Raw genomic sequence first — 19,801 nt, 5'->3', positions numbered from 1 at the left:
GAGCAGTTTGTGCAGGCTCTCCCAGACCAACGGCGGTGCCATTGAAAACCGCAGCTGTTTGCGTGCCCAGGGATTGGTTTCTGGGCCGTTTTGGCATGGATTGCCATGTAGGACGAGCGCAGGCAGCTATGAAATTGTGAGATTGGTGTGATCACTGTGTTGCAACGCGTGCGCGCCGCGCATGTCGAAATCGACGGTCAGGTGGTGGGGCGGATTGGCGCGGGCCTGCTGGCCCTGGTGTGTGCCGAGCAGGGCGACACCGAGCAGGAGGCCGACAAGCTGCTGGTCAAGGTCCTGAAGCTGCGCATCTTCAGCGACGCCGAGGGCAAGATGAACCGCAGCGTGCAGGACGTGGGCGGCGGGCTGCTCATCGTCAGCCAGTTCACGCTGGCGGCCGATGCCAGCGGCGGCAACCGGCCCAGCTTCACCCAGGCGGCGCGGCCCGAGGCGGGGCGGCGCCTGTACGAGCATGTGGTGGAGCAGGCCCGGCGCCTGCACCCCGTGGTGCAGACCGGTGGGTTTGGCGCTGACATGCAGGTGCACCTTGTCAACGACGGGCCGGTGACGATTCCCCTGCGCATCGCTCCCCCTGCCGCGGCCTGAGCCTGGCACGCCGGCCAGGGCTCGATTACAATCTGGCCCTCTTTTCCTTCCGAGGAGCGTTGCAGCGTGCACCCGATGGGCGGTGCCGTGAGGCTCGGAAGGGCAGCAGACCGTGGTCACGCGGCCTCGCTCCTAGGCAACGACGCTCACCCACGCTTTCTGTGCGGTGAGGCCTCTGTCATCAGCCCCCAATCCCCAGAACGTGGTTTTTTCAAGTTGTTTTCCGCACCGGAGAAACCATGAGCAATACCCAAGACCGCGCAATCGCCGACATTTCCCTGGCCGACTGGGGCCGCAAGGAAATCAGGATTGCCGAAACCGAAATGCCTGGCCTGATGGCCATCCGCGAAGAGTTCGCTGCAGCCCAGCCCCTGAAGGGCGCGCGCATCACCGGCTCGCTGCACATGACCATCCAGACGGCCGTGCTGATCGAGACGTTGAAGGCCCTGGGCGCCGATGTGCGCTGGGCGTCGTGCAACATTTTCTCGACGCAAGACCACGCTGCCGCCGCGATCGCCGCCACCGGCACGCCCGTGTTCGCCATCAAGGGTGAATCGCTGGAAGACTACTGGGATTACACCCACCGCATCTTTGAATTCGGCGCCGCCGGCACCGAAGGCGAAGGCCCCAACATGATCCTGGACGATGGTGGCGATGCAACCATGCTGATGCACCTGGGCCAGAAGGCCGAGAAGGACCTGTCCGTGCTGGCCAACCCCGGCTCGGAAGAAGAGCGCATCGTGTTTGCCGCCATCAAGGCCAAGCTGGCCGTGGACCCCACCTGGTACACCCGCAAGTCGGCCCAGATCATCGGCGTGACCGAAGAAACCACCACCGGCGTGCACCGCCTGAACGAGATGAGCGCCAAGGGCACGCTGCTGTTCCGCGCCATCAACGTCAACGACTCGGTGACCAAGTCCAAGTTCGACAACCTGTACGGCTGCCGCGAATCCCTGGTGGACGGCATCAAGCGCGCCACCGATGTGATGATCGCCGGCAAGGTCGCCTGCGTGGCCGGTTACGGTGACGTGGGCAAGGGCTCGGCCCAGGCCCTGCGTGCCCTGAGCGCCCAAGTGTGGGTGACCGAGATCGACCCGATCAACGCCCTGCAGGCTGCCATGGAAGGCTACAAGGTCGTGACCATGGAGTACGCCGCCGACAAGGCCGACATCTTCGTGACCACCACCGGCAACAAGGACATCATCCGCCACGAGCACATGGTGGCCATGAAGGACCAGGCCATCGTCTGCAACATCGGTCACTTCGACAACGAAATCGACGTGGCTTCGATCGAGCAGTACCAGTGGGAAGAAGTCAAGCCCCAGGTGGACCAGATCACCTTCCCCGACGGCAAGAAGATCACCCTGCTGGCCAAGGGCCGCCTGGTGAACCTGGGCTGCGCCACCGGCCACCCCAGCTTCGTGATGTCGTCCTCGTTCGCCAACCAGACCATCGCCCAGATCGAGCTGTTCACCAAGCCGGCCGAGTACCAAGCCGGCAAGGTCTACGTGCTGCCCAAGGTCCTGGACGAAAAGGTCGCGCGCCTGCACCTGAAGAAGGTCGGCGCCATGCTGACCGAGCTGACCGATGAGCAAGCCGCCTACATCGGTGTGAACAAGCAAGGCCCTTACAAGCCTGACACCTACCGCTACTGATCATGGCGGACCGGAGCCGCGGCAGGGGCCGTGGCTCTGCCCTGGGTAAACATCCATTTTTATAGCTGCATGCGCAGACTGGATGTGCGCTCAGGGTCTGTTTGAGTATTAAAGGAAAGACGCTATGCGCGCAGATGTATTTTTGGTGGACCACGGCTACGCCACCACCCGCTCCCAAGCGCAGCGCCTGATCGCTTCGGGCGTGGAATGGCGCCTGACGCCGCTGGCCCCGTGGAAGAAGGTCGCCAAGAACGGTGACGACATTCCCGCGGGCGTCGAGCTGAAGCTGCTCGACAACGCCGAGGCCAAGTACATCTCGCGCGGCGGCCTGAAGCTCGAAGGCGCGCTCGAGGCCACCGGCCTGAAGGTCGACGGCCTGCGCTGCCTGGACGTGGGCCAGAGCACCGGCGGCTTCACCGACTGCCTGCTGCAGCGCGGTGCGGCCCAGGTGATCGGCGTGGACGTGGGCCACGGCCAGCTGCACGAGCGCCTGCGTGCCGATGTGCGCGTGGTCTGCGTGGAAGGCATGAACGCCCGCGCCATGACCGCCGAGGTGCTGCAAGACGCCTGCGAAGAGGTGATCTCTGAGCGCTGGGAAGAGGAAGAAGACAACGACACCCAGCCCAAGGCGCCCTACGCCTGGATGCGCAATGGCGGCCAGGTCGACGAGGACTACGACGACAGTAACGACGCCAAGGACAGCGACATCGAGGCCTTCAAGGCCGAGCGCGCGGCCAAGGCCAAGGCGCGCGAAGAGGGCACCGTGCCGACCGAGCGCCGCCGCAAGGCGGAATACGCCGAGGTGGACACCACGCCCCTGTTCGACTTTGTCACCGGCGATGTGTCCTTCATTTCGCTGACCCTGGTGCTGCCTGCCGTGGTGCGCCTGCTCAAGCCGCACGGCCAGTTGCTGATGCTGGTCAAGCCCCAGTTCGAACTGCAGCCTGGCCAGATCGGCAAGGGCGGCATCGTGCGCGAGCCGGCCCACTTCCAGGAAGTGGAAGAGCGCGTGCGCACCTGCCTGACCGAGCTGGGTCTGGAGGTCAAGGCCTGGATGGAATCCGCCATCGAAGGTGGCGACGGCAACCGCGAGTTCTTCATCCATGCGGTGCAAGGCCAGACCATCAAGGGGCTGGGTGAGCCCCTGCCCGATCAGCCCGCGGCGCCGGCGGCCAAGCGCGTGTCGCGCACGGTGCTGCGCGAGCTCAAGCGCATCGACGTGATCGACGACGAGGAAGACGGCTACAACGTCCCCGGCCCGGCACGACCCAAGCGCAAGAACACCAAGAAATACTGACGGTGGAACCCGGGGGCCGCATGACTGCAGGCCCCTGGCCGTGACCCCAGACCGCCAACAGCCTGCCGGGAGGGCAGGCGAGGAGAGATGAACGTGGTAAACGCAAACCCCAGCAGCTTCCCCATCAGCTTCGAGTTTTTTCCCACCAAGACGCCCGAAGGCGCGGCCAAGCATGTGCAGGTGCGCCAGGACCTGTACGCGCGCAAGCCCGAGTTTTGCTCGGTAACCTATGGCGCGGGTGGCTCCACGCAGGCCGGCACCTTCAGCATGGTGCGCGACATCCAGGCCGAAGGCATGCAGGCGGCTTCGCACTTTTCCTGCATCGGCGCGACCAGCGACAAGGTGCGCGCGGAGCTGCAGCAGCTCCAGGACATGGGCGTGCGGCGCATCGTGGCGCTGCGCGGCGACCTGCCCAGCGGCTATGGCCTGGGCGGTGAATTCCACTACGCCAGCGACCTGGTGGCCTTCATCCGCCGCGAGTTCGGCGACTGGTTCCACATCGAGGTGGCGGCCTACCCCGAGACCCACCCCCAGGCCCGCTCACCCGAGGCGGACCTGAAAGCTTTTGCTACAAAAATCCAGGCCGGCGCCAGCTCCGGAATCACCCAATATTTCTACAATGCGGACGCTTATTTTCGTTTTGTCGAGGGGATTCAAGCACTTGGCGTGTCGGCTCCGGTGGTTCCGGGTATCATGCCGATCACCAATTCCTCCCAACTCATGCGCTTTTCCGATGCGACAGGCGCTGAGATTCCCCGCTGGATCCGCCTGCGCCTGCAGGCCTACGGGGACGACGTGACCTCCATCCGGGCCTTCGGTCTGGACGTGGTCACTCGCTTGTGCGAGCAGCTGCGCGACCAAGGCGCACCCGGCTTGCACTTTTATACGATGAACCAGAGCGCTGCCACTTTGGAGCTGTGTGACCGTTTGGGCCTGTAAACCGGCTTGCGCGTGACCCTGACCCTGTGGTGCGGCTTTTTGAGCGCTCACCGTGAGAAGGGTTAGACCATGTCCGCACTTGCGTGCCAGCCTGCTGCCACCGCCAATGTGTATCTGAAGTTTTCGCTGCGCCGCAGCGCCTGGCCTGCGGCTTCCGTGCTGCTGGCCTCGCTGCTCAGCGCCTGCGCACCGCTGCCCCCGGCCACCGAGGCGGCCGCGGTCAGTGTCCCTTCCGCCACCAGCACCGCCCCGCGCGCCAGTGGCCGCACCGGCTCCGAAGCGCTGGCCCGTATGGCGCCCCCTGCGCTGCGTCCCGACCGCCTGGGTGATCCCGCCAAGGCCGTGCAGCAAAGCCTGTACGACCTGGAGCTGCCCGAGGTGGATCAGCAGGGCATTGCCTCCTGGTACGGCCCGGGCTTCCATGGTCGCAAGACGGCCAACGGCGAGCGCTTCAACCAGTACGAGCTGACCGCGGCCCACCCCACCTACGAATTCGGCACCCAGCTGTGCGTGCGCAGTAAGAGCACCGGCCAGGCCGTGGTGGTGCGCGTGAACGACCGGGGCCCCTTCGCCAAGAACCGCGTGATTGACCTGAGCAAGGCCGCGGCCGAGGAAATCGGCATGCTGGGCAAGGGCGTGAAGACTGTGGAAATCTACAAGCTGGACGACGGCCAGGACAGCTGCCCCGAGGCGCTGCTGGCGGCCAACAACTGAACGGGATCTCCGGCGCGGCCAGCGTGCCGCCCGGGTATCGGTGAAAAAAGGAGCTGTCAGCGCTTGTCGTTCGTGGACTTCGAGAGCTTTAAGCCCTGGAATCCTTGAAAAGACAGCGCTGACAGCTCCTTTTTTATGTGGCGTTGTGACGTGCCGTGCCGGCGGTCCGCGATGAATCTCCGCGTTTATCGCGCTTGCCGTGCGACGTGCCCGGTCAGGCCGTGGCCCTGCTGCGGCACGGCCTGGGGCACCTCACCGTGGTCTTGCCGCGCCTGGGGTGTGTTTATTCGCCGTATTCCAGGGTGTGCGTGGCGTTCTTGTCCTGGGCCAGCAGTTGCTGCATCTGCGGCAGGGCTTCCTTGAGCGCCGCGCGCAGCGTGAACGGCGGGTTGATCAGGAACATGCCGCTGGCGGGCAGGCCGGGGCGCTTGGCCTCGGTGGTGTTGCCCCAGTCGTTCACCTCGCTGCGCAGCTTGCTGCCCTTGACCGTGAGCGTGGCGTGCAGCCAGCCCTTGCCGGCCTTGGTGGCGATGGTCTTCAGGCGCTTGGGCAGGTCGTGTGCATCCTGGCGCGGGATGATAGGGTACCAGACCGCGTAGGTGCCGGTGGCAAAGCGCACCAGCGCGTCTTCGATCATGCTGATCACGCGGCCGTAGTCGGTCTTCATCTCGTAGCTGGGGTCGCACAGCAGAAAACCGCGGCGCGAGGGCGGGGGCAGGAAGCGCTTGACGCCGTTGAAGCCGTCTTCCATCAGCACTTCCACTTGCTTGCCGGCATCCAGCTGTGCCATGTTGCCGTCCAGCGCGCGCCAGTCGGTCGGGTGCAGCTCGAACAGGCGCAGCTTGTCCTGCGGGCGCAGCAGGCTGTGGGTGATGAAGGGCGAACCGGGGTAGGTCTTCACGCCCTTGCCCTGGTTCACGCTGCGCACGGTCTGCACATAGGCGCGCAGGGCCGGTGTCAGCTGTGCTTCGGGGATGTCGATCAGGCGGGCGATACCGTCCTGGGCCTCGCCGCTGGTGCTGGCGAAGTCGCCGTCCAGGCGGTACAGGCCAGCGCCGGCGTGCGTGTCGATCACGCTGATGGCCGTGTCCTTCTGGGCCATGTGCTGCAGGGCGGCGATCAGGACGGTGTGCTTGAGGACGTCGGCGTGGTTGCCGGCGTGAAAGCCGTGGCGGTAGCTGAACATAGGTCGTAATTCTTTGCTTGGCAGTGCGGCAGCCGGGCTGCAGCGGGGCAGGCGGCCCGGGGCCGCAGGGATGGGGTCCAGTGTCCGGGGATTCGTGCGCGTGTGCCTAAATCCACATGCCGACAAAGGTGCATGGCCGTATTGGACGCTATTTTGTATAATGGCGGGCTTCGCAGCGATTTTATGGGTCCCGCGGCGAAGTGTTTGGGAGCAATCCCAGGCAGTCCCCGCCTAAGAGGCTTCCTGTTCCAGCGATGGAGTCAAGAAGAAGCACCGACCGCGGAAAAGGATCCGCCAAACCCTCTAGAAAGAGCAATCTCATGTCTACATTCAGCGCAAAGCCCGCTGAGGTGCAACACGAGTGGTTTGTGATTGACGCCACCGATAAGGTGCTCGGACGTGTCGCCAGCGAAGTGGCACTCCGTCTGCGCGGCAAGCACAAGGCCATCTACACACCTCACGTTGACACCGGCGACTACATCGTCATCATCAACGCCTCCAAGCTCAAGGTCACTGGCACCAAGAACCTGGACAAGGTGTACTACCGTCACTCCGGTTTCCCCGGCGGCATCACTGCCACCAACTTCCGCGACCTGCAGGCTAAGTTCCCTGGCCGCGCTCTGGAAAAGGCCGTCAAGGGCATGCTGCCCAAGGGTCCCCTGGGCTACGCCATGATCAAGAAGCTGAAGGTGTACGGCGGTGCTGAGCACCCCCATACCGCACAGCAGCCTAAGGCTCTGGAAATCTAAGGAGACTTGAATGATTGGTGATTGGAACAACGGTACCGGCCGTCGCAAGTCTAGCGTCGCCCGTGTATTCCTGAAGAAGGGCTCCGGCAAGATCACTGTGAATGGCAAAGACATTCAGCAGTACTTCGGCCGCGAAACCTCCATCATGATCGCTAAGCAGCCTCTGGTGCTGACTGGTAACGTCGAAGCTTTCGACATCCAGATCAACGTCCATGGCGGCGGCGAATCTGGTCAGGCTGGCGCTGCCCGCCACGGCATCACACGTGCCTTGATCGACTATGACGCGGCCCTGAAGCCTGCACTGAGCCAAGCCGGCTTCGTGACTCGCGACGCCCGTGAAGTCGAGCGTAAGAAGGTCGGTCTGCGTGGTGCACGTCGCGCCAAGCAGTTCTCGAAGCGTTAATTCGTTTCAGACCTCGGCAGGCTGTTCTTCGGAGCGGCCTTGCCACAAAAAAGCCGCTGGGCCTTCGGGTCAGGCGGCTTTTTTGTGGGATGACGTCCCGTGGCCCGCTGGCTCCAGCGACCTCGGGCAATGCCCCCACTGCCACTGCCGTCAAACGCGCCGGGGACCGAATTCCCGAGCGGATTGCAGTACCATTCGAGCCGATTTCAGAGACCACTCGGAGTATCCCCATGAGCGCCGTTGCCGAACAACAAGTCACAGACATGCCTGATCCCATCGTTTTCACCGACAGCGCGGCTGCCAAGGTGGCGGATCTGATCGCGGAAGAAGGCAATCCCGATCTGAAGCTGCGTGTCTTCGTGCAGGGCGGCGGCTGCTCGGGCTTCCAGTACGGCTTCACGTTCGACGAGATCACCAACGACGACGACACCACCATGACCAAGAATGGCGTGTCGCTGCTGATCGACGCCATGAGCTACCAGTACCTGATCGGTGCCGAGATCGACTACAAGGAAGACCTGCAGGGCGCGCAGTTCGTGATCAAGAACCCCAACGCCAGCACCACCTGCGGCTGCGGTTCCAGCTTCTCGGTCTGATCCCGAGGTGGCGGATCTGCAGGATTCGCCCTCTCCCTCCAAGAAGCCGCTGCCTCCAGCGGCTTTTTTGTATTCAAATTGGGGTTTTGCCCTGATCCAGCCTGCGAAGTCAGCTCATCTTTTTATCCATGAACGCAGTCCCCCCCACTTCTTCCATGGCCAGTGAACGCCTGTTGTGGCTGGTCGCAGTCGGCTTTTTCATGCAGACGCTGGATGCCACCATCCTGAACACGGCCCTGCCCAGCATGGCCGCATCGCTGGGGGAAAGTCCGCTGCAGATGCAGTCGGTGATCGTGGCGTATGCCCTGACCACGGCCATGCTGATCCCGGCCACGGGCTGGGTGGCGGACCGGTTCGGCACGCGCCGCATCTACACCGCCGCCATGGCCTTGTTCGTGCTGGGCTCGGTGCTGTGCGCGCTGGCGCCGTCGCTGCAGTTCCTGGTGGGCGCGCGCGTGGTGCAGGGGGTGGGCGGCGCCATGATGCTGCCGGTCGGGCGGCTGGCGGTGCTGCGGGCCTATCCGCGCGATGCCTTCATCCGTGCCATGAGCTTCATCGCCATCCCGGGGCAGGTGGGGCCGCTGCTGGGCCCCGCCCTGGGGGGCTGGCTGGTGGAATATGCCTCCTGGCACTGGATTTTCTGGATCAATGTGCCCGTCGGGGTGGTCGGCATCTGGGCGGCCTGGCGCTGGATGCCCAAGTCGGATGCGCAGCCGCCACGGCCGTTTGATGGGGTGGGCTTCAGCCTGCTGGCCACAGGCATGGTCGGGGTGTCGCTGGCCCTGGATGGCTTGTCGGGCATCGGCATGGGGCGGGCCCTGGTGACGGTGTTGCTGGTCTTCGGCATGGCCAGCCTGGCGGCCTACTGGTTGCATGCGCTGCGCACGCCCACGCCACTGTTTGCACCGGCGCTGTTTCAGGTGCGCTCGTTGCGCGTCGGCCTGATGGGCAATCTGTTCGCACGCCTGGGCAGTGGCGCGGCGCCATTCCTGGTGCCGCTGATGCTGCAGGTGGGGCTGGGTCTGTCGCCGTTCCATGCCGGCAGCATGATGCTTGCCATGGTCATCGGCAGCATGCTGGTCAAGCGCATGGCCGTGCGCACGGTGCTGCGCTATGGCTACAAGCGTGTGCTGCAGGTGAACTCGGTGCTGCTGGGGCTGATGATTGCCTGCCTGGGATGGATACACCCGGGGCAGCCGATGTGGTTGATCCTGCTGCAGCTGTTCATCTTCGGTGGCATCAACTCCATGCAGTTCTCGGCCATGAACTCGGTCACGCTCAAGGACATGACCGGCGAGTCCGCCAGCAGCGGCAACAGCCTGCTGTCCATGGTGCAGATGCTGGCCATGAGCATGGGCGTGGCCGTGGCGGGGGCGGTGCTGGCCAGCTATGCCGACCTGTGGCAGGCCCGCGAGGGCTACAAGCTGCTGGCCTTGCAGGCCACCTTCGTCACGGTCGGGGTCATGACGCTGGCGGCCACAATAGTCTTCAGTCAGCTGGATGCGGACGAGCGCATCGCGCCCACGCCCGACCGCCCCGAGGGCTGAGGCGCTAACGCGCGGTGCGGCTCAGCCGGGATAGATCGCGCCCAGGATCCGGGGCCCCTTGGCGCCGGTGACCGTCGGCAGGTTGCCCGGCAAACCGTGCAGGCACTGGCGTGCCAGCCAGGCGAAGGCTGCGGCCTCCACCTGCAGCGGCGGCAGTCCCTGTGCGGCGGTGCTGGTGACGGTGTACGCCGGCAGTAGGGCCTGCAGCTGGCGCATCAGCTCGGTATTCAATGCGCCGCCCCCGCAGACCAGCAAGCGACCACTGTCACCCGCATGCCGTTGTACCGCGTCGGCACAGCTGTGGGCGGTCAGTGCGGTCAAGGTGGTCTGGACATCCTGGGCCGGGATCGTGGCTGCCACGCGCTGGAGTTGCGCCTGCAGCCAGTGCGGGTTGAACAGGTCGCGTCCGGTGCTCTTGGGGGGCGGTTGCTGCAGAAAGGGTTCGGCCAGCAGTTGCTGCAGCAAGGCCGGGTGCACTTGGCCGCCGGCAGCCCAGCGGCCCTGGTCGTCGTAGGCTGCGCCCGTGTGCTGCAGGCACCACCAGTCCATCAGCGCGTTGCCGGGGCCGCAGTCAAAACCAAGGATGACCGCATCGGCCTGGGTGCTGGGCGGCAGGATGCTGAGGTTGGCAATCCCGCCGATGTTGAGCACCACCGTGGTGGTCTGCGCATCGGCGAAGACGCCCTGGTGAAAGGCGGGGACCAGGGGCGCACCCTGGCCGGCGGCCGCCACATCGCGGCTGCGCAGGTCGGCGACCACGGTGATCCCCGTGGCTTCGGCCAGCAGCGCCGGGTTTTGCAGCTGCAGGGTGTAGCCCGTGCCGTCGTGCAGCTGTGGCTGGTGGCGCACGGTCTGCCCGTGGGCGCCAATCGCCCGTACCGCACTCGGGGGCAGGTCGGCCTGCTGCAACAGCTGCCGCACCACCGCGGCATAGGCGCGACTGATAGCGTTGCCGGCCAGGGCCGCGCGGTGCAATTCGTTGACGCCGTCGGGGCTGTTCAAGGCCAGCAGCTCCTGGCGCAAGGGGGTGGGGAAGGGTTGGCAGGCGTAGGCCAGGACCTGCGAGGGCTGGTCTGCCTGCCAGCGTACCAGCACGCCATCCACGCCGTCGAGGGAGGTGCCTGACATCAGGCCAATAAAGTGTTCAGGCATCGTCACAAGCTGCATCCGGGAAAAGAAAAGGGCCTCACGCTGGAGGCCCTGGGGAGTCACTGCGCGCAGCGGCTTATTGTGCGCTGGCTTGACGGATCTGCTCGGCAGAAGCCAGTTGCATGTGCATGAATTCGGCGTGCTGCTTGAACTGCTGGCGCACCTTGGCGGAAATCTCGTTCGCTTCGCTCTTGGCGATCACGGTCTGGGGGTCCTGGTGGACGCCGTTGACACGGAACTCGAAGTGCAGGTGCGGACCGGTGGCCCAGCCTGTCGCGCCCACGGCGCCAATCGACTGGCCTTGTTCCACGGGCTGCCCCTTCTTGACGTCAATACGGCTCAGGTGGGCGTAGACGGTGACATGGCTGCTGTTGCTGTGCTTGATGAACACCACATTGCCAAAACCGTTTTGCCAGCCCGCAAACTCAACCACGCCGTCGCCCACGGTACGCACCTTGGTGCCGGTGGCGGCGGCAAAGTCCGTGCCCAGGTGCTTGCGCCAGGTGTTGTGGATGGGGTGCATGCGCATGGCAAAGCCGCTGCTGACGCGCGAGAACTCCACGGGGGAGCTCAGGTAGGCGCGGCGCAAGCTGGAGCCGTCCATGGCGTAGTAGGAGCCACGCTTGCCGGGCTCCTGGAACCACATGGCCTGGTACAGCTTGTCGCGGTTGTGGAATTCTGCGGCCAGCACGCGGCCCGAGCGCAGGAATTCGCCGTCGGCTTCCAGGGTTTCGTAGATGACGGAGAAGCGGTCACCTTTGTGCAGGCGGTGGAAATTGACCTCTTCAAAGATGTCGGCGATCTGCACGGCCACGGCATCGGGCAGGCCGGCGGCATCGGTCGCGGCGAACAGGCTGCTGTGGATGGTGCCGCCCGCCAAGCGGGTGCTGGTGGTCAGCGGTGCGCTGGACACGGTGGCGCTGAACTTGCCGTTGGCATCGCGCTCCAGCACCAGGCGCTCGAAGTTCTGGCTGGTTTCGTCCTGGATCCAGCGCACGGTCAGCTTGCGCAACTGGTGGTCGTTGCTGGCTTCGGCGGAGACCAGGCGGCCATTGCGGCTGAACAGGTGCTGGCGGGCCAGCTCGTTGCTGCGCAGGAAGGCGGAGGCGCCCGGATCGGCGATGCCCAGGCGCTGCAGCAAGGACTCGGCGGTGTCGCTGGCGCGGGTGTAGTCGGTGCGATAGAGCGAGAAATCGTTGACGTCCGTCAGGTCCGCCAACGTACTGCCTTCCACCAACGAGGGGACGGTCTGCGTGAGTGTGCGAACCGGCAGTTCAGCGGGGTCTGGACCCAGCGAGGCCACAGCAAACGCGCCGCCGCCTGCGCTGAGCATGAGGGCGGCGATGGCTGCGGTGAGTCGCTTGGGGTGTCGCTGAATGGACCGGGCCAGCTGTGCAAGCAAAGCACTGCCGGCAGAAACTAGGCTGTTATTCAAAACATGGTTCCCGGAAGTGGCGCGTACCCTGAGAAGACAAACGACCATGTGAGTGACGGGATACGCTTTCTGTCAGCATAGTTGCCATTGCGCTGTATGCCAATGGCCGGCCGACTAGAATTCGTCACTGCAATCGAGCCCGAAGTATAGCGGGGGCAATACCCCCCGTGCTGGAAAAAACCCTTATGAATCAAAATGCTGTTACAACATACCCGGTCACCGAGGCTGTAAGACAAGCGCTTGAAGTCACGTTGCGTGGTGTGGATGAGCTGCTGCCCCAGGAGGAATGGGCGCAGAAACTGGCGCGTTCGGAGGCCACGGGCGTGCCTTTGCGCATCAAGTTGGGGCTGGATCCTACGGCGCCGGACATTCATCTGGGGCATACGGTGGTGCTGAACAAGATGCGCCAGCTGCAAGATCTGGGCCACCAGGTGATCTTTCTGATCGGTGACTTCACCACGCTGATCGGCGACCCCTCGGGCCGCAACTCCACCCGCCCGCCGCTGACGGCCGAGCAGATCAAGGTGAACGCCGAGACCTATTACACCCAGGCCGCCAAGGTGCTGGACCCGGCCAAGACCGAGGTGCGCTACAACAGCGAATGGTGCGACCAGCTGGGCGCGCGCGGCATGATCCAGCTGTCGGCCAAGTACACCGTGGCCCGCATGATGGAGCGCAACGACTTCCACACGCGCTTCACCGAAGGCAGCTCCATCAGCCTGCACGAGTTCCTGTACCCGCTGCTGCAAGGCTATGACTCGGTGGCGCTGCAGGCCGACCTGGAGCTGGGCGGTACGGACCAGAAGTTCAACCTGATGATGGGGCGCCATCTGCAGGCCGAATATGGGCAGGCGCAGCAGTGCGTGCTCACCATGCCGCTGCTGGTGGGCCTGGACGGCGTGCACAAGATGTCCAAGTCCAAGAACAACTACATCGGCATCACCGAGGACGCCAACACCATGTTCGCCAAGGTGCTGTCGATCTCGGACGACCTGATGTGGGACTGGTACACCCTGCTGTCCTTCCAGAGCCTGGAACACATCGCCCAGCTGAAGGCCGAGATTGCCGCCGGCGGCAACCCCAAGCACGCCAAGGTGGCGCTGGCCAAGGAAATCACCACGCGCTTCCACAGCGCGGCGGCGGCCGATGCGGCCGAGCAGGATTTCATCAACCGCTCCAAGGGCGGCATCCCCGACGACATCCCCGAGCTGAGCCTGTCCGGCGCGCCCCTGGGCATCGGCGCTTTGCTGAAGCAGGCTAATCTGGCGCCCTCGACCAGCGAAGCCAACCGCCTGATCGATGGCGGCGGCGTGCGCGTGGATGGCAACGTGGTCAGCGACCGCGGCCTGAAGCTGGACGCCGGCATCTTCGTGGTGCAGGTGGGCAAGCGCAAGTTCGCGCGAGTGACGCTGGCGTGATGTGCGGGGCGCCCTGGGCGCCCCGGGTGTGCGGCAGAAGGCGGTATCTGGAAGCAGGTGCCGCCTTGTTTTTTTCAAAACCAGGAGCGTTTGGCGCTGGCTGAAAAAGGTGTTCAAGGTCTTTAGCCTTGGAAAGTGCCGTTCAGCAAGCGCTGGGTGCTTCGCTGGTGATAGCGCCCGGTGCACCCGCCTGGGCGATAGCCGCCTGCAAAAAGGGCACGTAGGCGCGGTCCTCCTGCAGGATGTGGTGCAGCAGCCAGTGCTTGAGAAAGGCCATGGCCTCCAGGTCCACCTCTTCCCCGGCCTCGAAACGCAGCAGCCAGTGCATGGCCTGGGTGGTGAACTGGCCATGCTCGGCCGTGTGCGCCGTCGCCTGCGGGTAGCTGTAGCGCTGGAACATGACCTCTTCCTCGATGAAGTGGTTGTGCGTGTAGTCGACCAGTCCTTCCAAGACTTCACCAATCACCGCGCGGTCCGGGATGGGGTTGTCGAGTTCGTCGTGCAGGGTATTGATCAGCGCCACCAGGTGCTGGTGCTGGTCGTCAACATGGGGGATGCCCAGCATCAAGTCGCTGGACCACGGCATGAAGGTCATGGGCTCTCCGAATCGGTGAAACATGGGGTGGGGTGGCCCTGCGGCGCACAACGCCTGCCCAGGATGCATAAAGTGCCGGCGCCTTCCAATGGGGGCAGGGCGCTGGCGCAGCGTCTGTCTGACGGACATCAAACGCCGGGCGGCGCGATGTGGGCTGCGTCCCACGGGACGGATGCGGTGGCCATGCCGATCACGCCCGGCGCGGCGGCCGGGCGCGTGATAATCGAAGACCATCGCCAGCGCTGGCTGGCTTCACTGTGAGTTGATTGCGTCCCATGTCCCTGAATGCACTCCCCCTGGATATCGTCGTCATGGCTGCCGGCAAAGGCACCCGCATGAAAAGCCGCACCCCCAAGGTGCTGCAAAAGCTGGCGGGGCGGGCCTTGTTGCAGCACGTGCTGGACACGGCGCAGCAGTTGCAGGCGCGCTCGGCCGTGGTGGTGACGGGCCATGGTGCTGCAGAAGTGGAAGCATTCATCGCTGGCACAGCGCGTGCTGACAGCCATTTGGACCTGAAGTTCGTGCGCCAGGAACCCCAGCTGGGCACGGGCCACGCCGTGCAGCAGGCCGTGCCGGTGCTGGCGCGCGACGGCATGGTCGTCATCCTGTCGGGCGACGTGCCGCTGACCCAGGCCGACACACTGGCCGCGCTGGTCGACGCCGCTGCGGGCCAACGCATGGCGCTGCTGACCGTGTCGCTGGACAATCCCACGGGCTATGGCCGCATCGTGCGCAATGACGCCGGCACGGTGCAGCGCATCGTGGAGCAAAAGGACGCCAGCGAGGCCGAGCGCGCCATCACCGAGGTCTACAGCGGCATCATGGCCGTGCCGGCCCAGCGCCTGGCGCAGTGGCTGGGCCAGCTGAACAACCACAACGCCCAGGCCGAGTACTACCTGACCGACATCGTCGCCATGGCCGTGGCCGACGGGGTGGAGGTGGTGGCGCACCGCATCACCGACGCGGTGCAGGTGGCCGGCGTGAACAGCCCCTTGCAGCTGGCCGAGCTGGAACGTGCCCACCAGCTGCGTGCAGCCCATGCCCTGATGGAGCAGGGCGTGCGCCTGGCCGACCCGGCGCGCTTGGACCTGCGTGACGACGTGCGCGGCACGCCGGCGCAGTTGCGCTGCGGCCAGGATGTGGAGATCGACGTGGGCTGCATCTTCACCGGCCGGGTGGAGGTGGGCGAGGGCGTGCGCATCGGCGCCTACTGCCACATCAGCAATGCCCAGATCGCCGCCGGCGCGGTGATCCATCCCTTCACCCACATCGACGGCGAGAAGCTGGGCGCCCGCGTGGGCGAGGGGGCGCTGGTCGGCCCGTTTGCCCGCCTGCGCCCCGGCGCCGAGCTGGGCCGCGAGGTGCACATCGGCAACTTTGTCGAGGTCAAGAACTCGACCCTGGCCGACGGCGCCAAGGCCAACCACCTGGCCTACCTGGGCGATGCCACGGTGGGTGAGCGCGTGAACTACGGCGCAGGCAGCATCACTGCCAACTACGACGGCGTCAACAAGCACCGCACCGTGATCGAGGCCGATGTGCACGTGGGCAGCAATTGCGTGCTGGTGGCGCCGGTGACCCTGGGGGCGGGCGGCACCGTGGGCGGTGGCTCGACCATCACCAAGAACACCCCGCCCGGCACCCTGAACGTGGCGCGCGGCAAGCAGGTGTCGATCGCCAACTGGCAGCGCCCCACCAAGCAACCCAAGGCCTGAGGCGCCATGCACCCCGTGTTGCCGTCGACCCTGGAGGAGGCCCAGGCCGTGATTGCGCGCCAGCAGCAAGAGTTGGCGCAGTTGCAGGGCGCGCACGAGGCCTGGATGCGCGCCGTGGCGCACGATTTGCGCGCGCCGCTGCGGCATGTGCTGTCGTTCGCGCCGCTGCTGCGCGAATCGGTGGAGGAGCTGGCCGCGGCCGCGCCCCAGGCCGCCGACGCCGTGGCCGATGCGCGCGAGTTCACCACCACCATGGAGCAGTCGGCGCGCAAGATGTCGGCCATGCTGGACGGCATGGCCCAGGTCTCGCACGCAGCGCGGGCACCCTTGGCCCTGGGCCTGATCGACTGGGGCGTGGTGGCCCGGCATGCGGCGCAGCGCTGGCAGGCCACGCACCCGCAGGTGCAGTGGTCGCTGCCCGAGGCCCCGGTGCCCGTGATGGCCGACGCCGCCGCGCTGCAGGCCCTGACCGAGGCGGTGCTGCACAACGCGGTCAAGTTCTCGGCCCGCCAGGCGCAGCCCGTGGTCCGTCTCAGCGCCCAGCCCCTGGACGATGGCTGGTGGCGCCTGCAGGTGCAGGACCAGGGCGTGGGCTTTGACCGCCAGCGCGCCCAGCACCTGGGGGAGCTGTTCCAGCGCATGCACCGGGACGCGGAATTTCCCGGGGTCGGCTGTGGCCTGGCCCTGGTGCAGACCGTGGCGCAGCGCCATGGGGCGCGGGTGGCCATCGAGGCCCAGCCGCAGGCCGGCTGCACCGTGTGCATCGATTGGCCGGGTGCACTCTGAATCTCTGCCAAAAATGGCTGTGACGCGCTTGCAGCCTGCGCAGGTAGCTATGGGTTTTGTGGCGCCAGCGGCGGCAGGTGCGGGCTGAACTTGGCCCGCCGGGTGGCAAAAAAGCTCTTCACATTGCGCACATTGCCCTGGGTGGTGAACAGCCGCTGCGACAGCGCCAGGTAGGCCGGCATGTCGCGGCAGGCGACGACCAGCACGAAATCGGGCCCGGGCGAGACGCGCCAGCACTGCTGCACCCCATCCTCGGCCACGGCCAGGGCCTCGAAGGCCTGCAGCGCTTCGGCGTGCTGGCGCTCCAGCGTCACCTCGATCAGGGCCTGCAGCCCGTGGCCGACCAGCGGGGCCAGCACCTCGGGACGCACGATGGCGACCTGGCGCTCGATCAGCCCCAGCGCATGCAGGCGGCGCACCCGGCGCAGGCAGGTCGGGGGCGAGATGTGCAGCAGCTCGGCCAGGCGCAGATTGCTTTGCCCCGCGTCGCGCTGCAGCAGGTCCAGCAACTGCAGATCGGTCAGGTCCAGGCTGCCATCAGGTGTTTGAATTTCATATTTCATTGGAAATTGGAATTAAATTTCTTGAATGATTTTTGATGAAATTTAATTTCTGAAACTGTGAAAAATAGATCATAAGTTTTATGGCGATGCTTTTAGCATCGGTCCACCTTCCAACCCTTTCGGAGTTCCGCCTATGTGTGGCATCGTCGGCGCCGTTTCTACGCGCAACATCGTTCCTCTGCTGGTGCAAGGCTTGCAGCGCCTGGAGTACCGCGGCTATGACTCGTGCGGCGTGGCCGTGCACCGCATGGTGGCCGGCAGCCCCATCAGCCAGGGCCTGCAGCGCGCCCGCAGCACGGCGCGCGTGGCCGAGCTGCTGGAGCAGGTCACCACCGACGACCTGCAGGGTCTGACTGGCATCGCCCACACCCGCTGGGCCACGCACGGCGAACCGGCCGTGCGCAACGCCCACCCGCATTTCAGCTATGGCCCGGGCGAGACCGTGGACGGCGGCAAGCCCGCCCGGGTGGCACTGGTGCACAACGGTATCATCGAGAACTACGAGGCGCTGCGTACCGACCTGCAGGCCAAGGGTTACATCTTTGCCAGCCAGACCGACACCGAGGTGGTCTGCCACCTGGTGGACAGCCTGTACGACGGCGACCTGTTCGAGGCCGTGAAGGCGGCGCGCGCCCAGCTGCATGGTGCCTATGCGATTGCCGTGATGCACAAGGACGAGCCGCACCGCGTGGTCGGCGGGCGTGCCGGCTCGCCCCTGGTGCTGGGTGTGGGCCAAGACAACAGCGAATTCTTCCTGGCCAGCGATGCCATGGCCGTGGCCGGTGTGACCGACCAGATCGTCTATCTGGAAGAGGGCGACTTGGTGGACCTGCAGCCCGGCCGCTACTGGATCAGCAACAAGAGCGGCCATGCCGTGCTGCCTGAGCAGCGCCCGGTCAAGACCGTGCACGCGCACAGCGGTGCCGTGGAGCTGGGCCCTTACCGCCACTACATGCAAAAGGAAATCTTCGAGCAGCCGCGCGCGATTGGCGACACGCTGGAAGGCATCGTCAACATCGCCCCCGAGCTGTTTGACGGCGCCGATGGCACGGCGGCCTGGCGGGTGTTCCAGGAGATCGACAACGTCCTGATCCTGGCCTGTGGCACCAGCTATTACAGCGGCTGCACCGCCAAGTACTGGCTGGAAGGCATCGCCGGCATTCCCTGCAACGTGGAAGTGGCCAGCGAATACCGCTACCGCACCAGCGTGCCCAATCCCCGGACCCTGGTGGTCACCATCAGCCAGTCGGGCGAAACGGCGGACACCCTGGCCGCCCTGCGCCATGCGCAGAGCCTGGGCATGGCGCACACGCTGACCATCTGCAACGTGGCCACCAGCGCCATGGTGCGCGAGTGCAAACTGGCCTACATCACCCGGGCCGGCGTGGAAATCGGTGTGGCGTCGACCAAGGCCTTCACCACGCAGCTGGCCGGCCTGTTCCTGCTGACCCTGGCGCTGGCCCAGTCCAAGGGCAAGCTGACCGAGGCCAAGGAGCAGGAGTACCTGACGGCGATGCGCCACCTGCCCGTGGCCCTGCAGTCGGTGCTGGCGCTGGAGCCCCAGGTGGTCAGCTGGGCCGAGAACTTTGCCAAGCACCAGAACGCGCTGTTCCTGGGGCGCGGCATGCACTATCCGATCGCGCTGGAAGGGGCGCTCAAGCTCAAGGAGATCACCTACATCCACGCCGAGGCCTATCCCGCCGGGGAGCTCAAGCACGGTCCGCTGGCGCTGGTCGACAGTTCCATGCCTGTGGTGACCGTGGCGCCCAACGACGAACTGCTGGAAAAGCTCAAGAGCAACATGCAGGAAGTGCGCGCGCGCGGCGGGGTGCTGTATGTGCTGGCCGATGCCAAGACCAACATCGACAACGCCGAAGGCCTGCACGTGATCCGCATGCCCGAGAACTACGGCGCCCTCAGCCCCATCCTGCACGTGGTGCCGCTGCAACTACTGGCCTACCACACAGCCGTGGCGCGTGGCACCGATGTGGACAAGCCCCGCAACCTGGCCAAGAGCGTGACGGTCGAATAAGCGGCGAGCGCCGGAGCGGCGCTTGTTGTTCTGGGTAATTAAAGTCGTAAACCGGCAAATAAAGTCGTAAACACAGGGCAAGCATTCATGCGGGTTTGCGGGGCGGTGATTTGTAACCGTAAAGTCGTAAACCCAAGCGGCTCTTTGTGATTTTTGCCAGTGATATCTAGACTTTTATTGCTGCAGATTGATCTCTTTTGTTACGAAAAAAGCGCTCTGATGGAGCGCTTTTTCTTCTATGGGGCAGGCGCTGCATGTACAGCGAGATATAGAGGGCGTCTGATCACTCAAAGAGTCGCTTGAAGAGTCCATAGGTTCTATCAGGCAGTTATGGGCGTAAAAGCATGCGTGGAGAGCACACGACTAGAGGGCAGCCTAGGCTGAGCAACCGTTTGCTTCAGTTGATGCAGACGACTGCT

18 protein-coding genes and 1 riboswitch are annotated in these 19,801 nt (G+C 65.0%); of the genes, 13 read left to right on the top strand and 5 right to left on the bottom strand.

The annotated features are described in order from the left end of the window. Positions 1–147 precede the first annotated feature (147 nt). From dtd to KAQ61_RS14610, 5 genes are all read left to right on the top strand, one after another. Complete coding sequence (dtd, locus tag KAQ61_RS14630) at positions 148–603, top strand: D-aminoacyl-tRNA deacylase (protein ID WP_210929654.1); 456 nt, start codon at positions 148–150, stop codon at positions 601–603. A 45-nt stretch (positions 604–648) separates the two neighbouring features. Then, positions 649–758, top strand: a riboswitch (S-adenosyl-L-homocysteine riboswitch). 84 nt (positions 759–842) lie between these two features. Continuing rightward, complete coding sequence (ahcY, locus tag KAQ61_RS14625; RefSeq protein ID WP_183302228.1) at positions 843–2,258, top strand: adenosylhomocysteinase; 1,416 nt, start codon at positions 843–845, stop codon at positions 2,256–2,258. Between the two features lie 124 nt (positions 2,259–2,382). Then, entirely contained in the window at positions 2,383–3,555 is a 1,173-nt protein-coding gene (locus KAQ61_RS14620) for a TlyA family RNA methyltransferase (protein WP_210929653.1), read from the top strand. Positions 3,556–3,642: 87 nt separating this feature from the next. Then, entirely contained in the window at positions 3,643–4,494 is an 852-nt protein-coding gene (gene metF, locus KAQ61_RS14615) for a methylenetetrahydrofolate reductase [NAD(P)H] (protein ID WP_210929652.1), read from the top strand. Positions 4,495–4,563: 69 nt separating this feature from the next. After that, positions 4,564–5,208: a septal ring lytic transglycosylase RlpA family protein gene (locus tag KAQ61_RS14610; protein WP_244982907.1), complete on the top strand. Its 645-nt coding sequence runs from the start codon at positions 4,564–4,566 to the stop codon at positions 5,206–5,208. 283 nt (positions 5,209–5,491) lie between these two features. Here the strand turns inward: KAQ61_RS14610 and KAQ61_RS14605 are convergent, their stop codons facing one another. Beyond that, positions 5,492–6,394: a 23S rRNA (adenine(2030)-N(6))-methyltransferase RlmJ gene (locus KAQ61_RS14605; protein WP_210929651.1), complete on the bottom strand. Its 903-nt coding sequence runs from the start codon at positions 6,392–6,394 to the stop codon at positions 5,492–5,494. A gap of 320 nt (positions 6,395–6,714) precedes the next feature. Between KAQ61_RS14605 and rplM the strand changes: the two genes are divergently transcribed. The 4 genes from rplM (at position 6,715) to mdtD (ending at position 9,689) form a co-directional block, all read left to right on the top strand. Then, positions 6,715–7,143 (top strand): 50S ribosomal protein L13, encoded by a 429-nt coding sequence (gene rplM, locus KAQ61_RS14600; RefSeq protein ID WP_003059004.1) that lies wholly within the window; start codon positions 6,715–6,717, stop codon positions 7,141–7,143. A 10-nt stretch (positions 7,144–7,153) separates the two neighbouring features. Further along, positions 7,154–7,546 (top strand): 30S ribosomal protein S9, encoded by a 393-nt coding sequence (gene rpsI / locus KAQ61_RS14595; RefSeq protein ID WP_042418469.1) that lies wholly within the window; start codon positions 7,154–7,156, stop codon positions 7,544–7,546. 230 nt (positions 7,547–7,776) lie between these two features. Then, entirely contained in the window at positions 7,777–8,142 is a 366-nt protein-coding gene (gene erpA / locus KAQ61_RS14590) for an iron-sulfur cluster insertion protein ErpA (protein WP_042418472.1), read from the top strand. 128 nt (positions 8,143–8,270) lie between these two features. Further along, on the top strand, positions 8,271–9,689 hold the full coding sequence (mdtD, locus tag KAQ61_RS14585) for a multidrug transporter subunit MdtD (protein WP_210929650.1): 1,419 nt from the start codon (positions 8,271–8,273) through the stop codon (positions 9,687–9,689). A 21-nt stretch (positions 9,690–9,710) separates the two neighbouring features. Here the strand turns inward: mdtD and KAQ61_RS14580 are convergent, their stop codons facing one another. Further along, positions 9,711–10,841 (bottom strand): anhydro-N-acetylmuramic acid kinase, encoded by a 1,131-nt coding sequence (locus KAQ61_RS14580; RefSeq protein WP_210929649.1) that lies wholly within the window; start codon positions 10,839–10,841, stop codon positions 9,711–9,713. 73 nt (positions 10,842–10,914) lie between these two features. Then, on the bottom strand, positions 10,915–12,273 hold the full coding sequence (locus KAQ61_RS14575) for a M23 family metallopeptidase (RefSeq protein WP_420839335.1): 1,359 nt from the start codon (positions 12,271–12,273) through the stop codon (positions 10,915–10,917). Between the two features lie 185 nt (positions 12,274–12,458). Here KAQ61_RS14575 and tyrS point away from each other — a divergent pair, with 185 nt between their 5' ends. Continuing rightward, a complete protein-coding gene (tyrS, locus tag KAQ61_RS14570) occupies positions 12,459–13,691 on the top strand; it encodes a tyrosine--tRNA ligase (protein WP_210929647.1) in 1,233 nt (410 codons plus the stop codon). Positions 13,692–13,833: 142 nt separating this feature from the next. Here the strand turns inward: tyrS and KAQ61_RS14565 are convergent, their stop codons facing one another. Then, on the bottom strand, positions 13,834–14,286 hold the full coding sequence (locus KAQ61_RS14565; RefSeq protein ID WP_210929646.1) for a bacteriohemerythrin: 453 nt from the start codon (positions 14,284–14,286) through the stop codon (positions 13,834–13,836). Between the two features lie 275 nt (positions 14,287–14,561). Between KAQ61_RS14565 and glmU the strand changes: the two genes are divergently transcribed. Then, positions 14,562–16,001: a bifunctional UDP-N-acetylglucosamine diphosphorylase/glucosamine-1-phosphate N-acetyltransferase GlmU gene (glmU, locus tag KAQ61_RS14560; RefSeq protein ID WP_210929645.1), complete on the top strand. Its 1,440-nt coding sequence runs from the start codon at positions 14,562–14,564 to the stop codon at positions 15,999–16,001. Positions 16,002–16,007: 6 nt separating this feature from the next. Then, complete coding sequence (locus KAQ61_RS14555) at positions 16,008–16,787, top strand: sensor histidine kinase (protein WP_210929644.1); 780 nt, start codon at positions 16,008–16,010, stop codon at positions 16,785–16,787. A gap of 47 nt (positions 16,788–16,834) precedes the next feature. On the opposite strand, the gene KAQ61_RS14550 is transcribed toward KAQ61_RS14555, so the two are convergent. Then, complete coding sequence (locus KAQ61_RS14550) at positions 16,835–17,350, bottom strand: Lrp/AsnC family transcriptional regulator (protein ID WP_210929643.1); 516 nt, start codon at positions 17,348–17,350, stop codon at positions 16,835–16,837. Positions 17,351–17,483: 133 nt separating this feature from the next. On the opposite strand from KAQ61_RS14550, the gene glmS reads away from it, so the two are divergent. Continuing rightward, positions 17,484–19,382: a glutamine--fructose-6-phosphate transaminase (isomerizing) gene (glmS, locus tag KAQ61_RS14545; RefSeq protein ID WP_210929642.1), complete on the top strand. Its 1,899-nt coding sequence runs from the start codon at positions 17,484–17,486 to the stop codon at positions 19,380–19,382. The last annotated feature ends 419 nt before the right edge of the window (positions 19,383–19,801 follow it).

Origin of the sequence: Comamonas aquatica, assembly GCF_018064205.1 — a bacterium.
Lineage (GTDB): Bacteria > Pseudomonadota > Gammaproteobacteria > Burkholderiales > Burkholderiaceae_C > Comamonas > Comamonas aquatica.
This window is presented reverse-complemented; position numbering and strand designations above follow the sequence as displayed.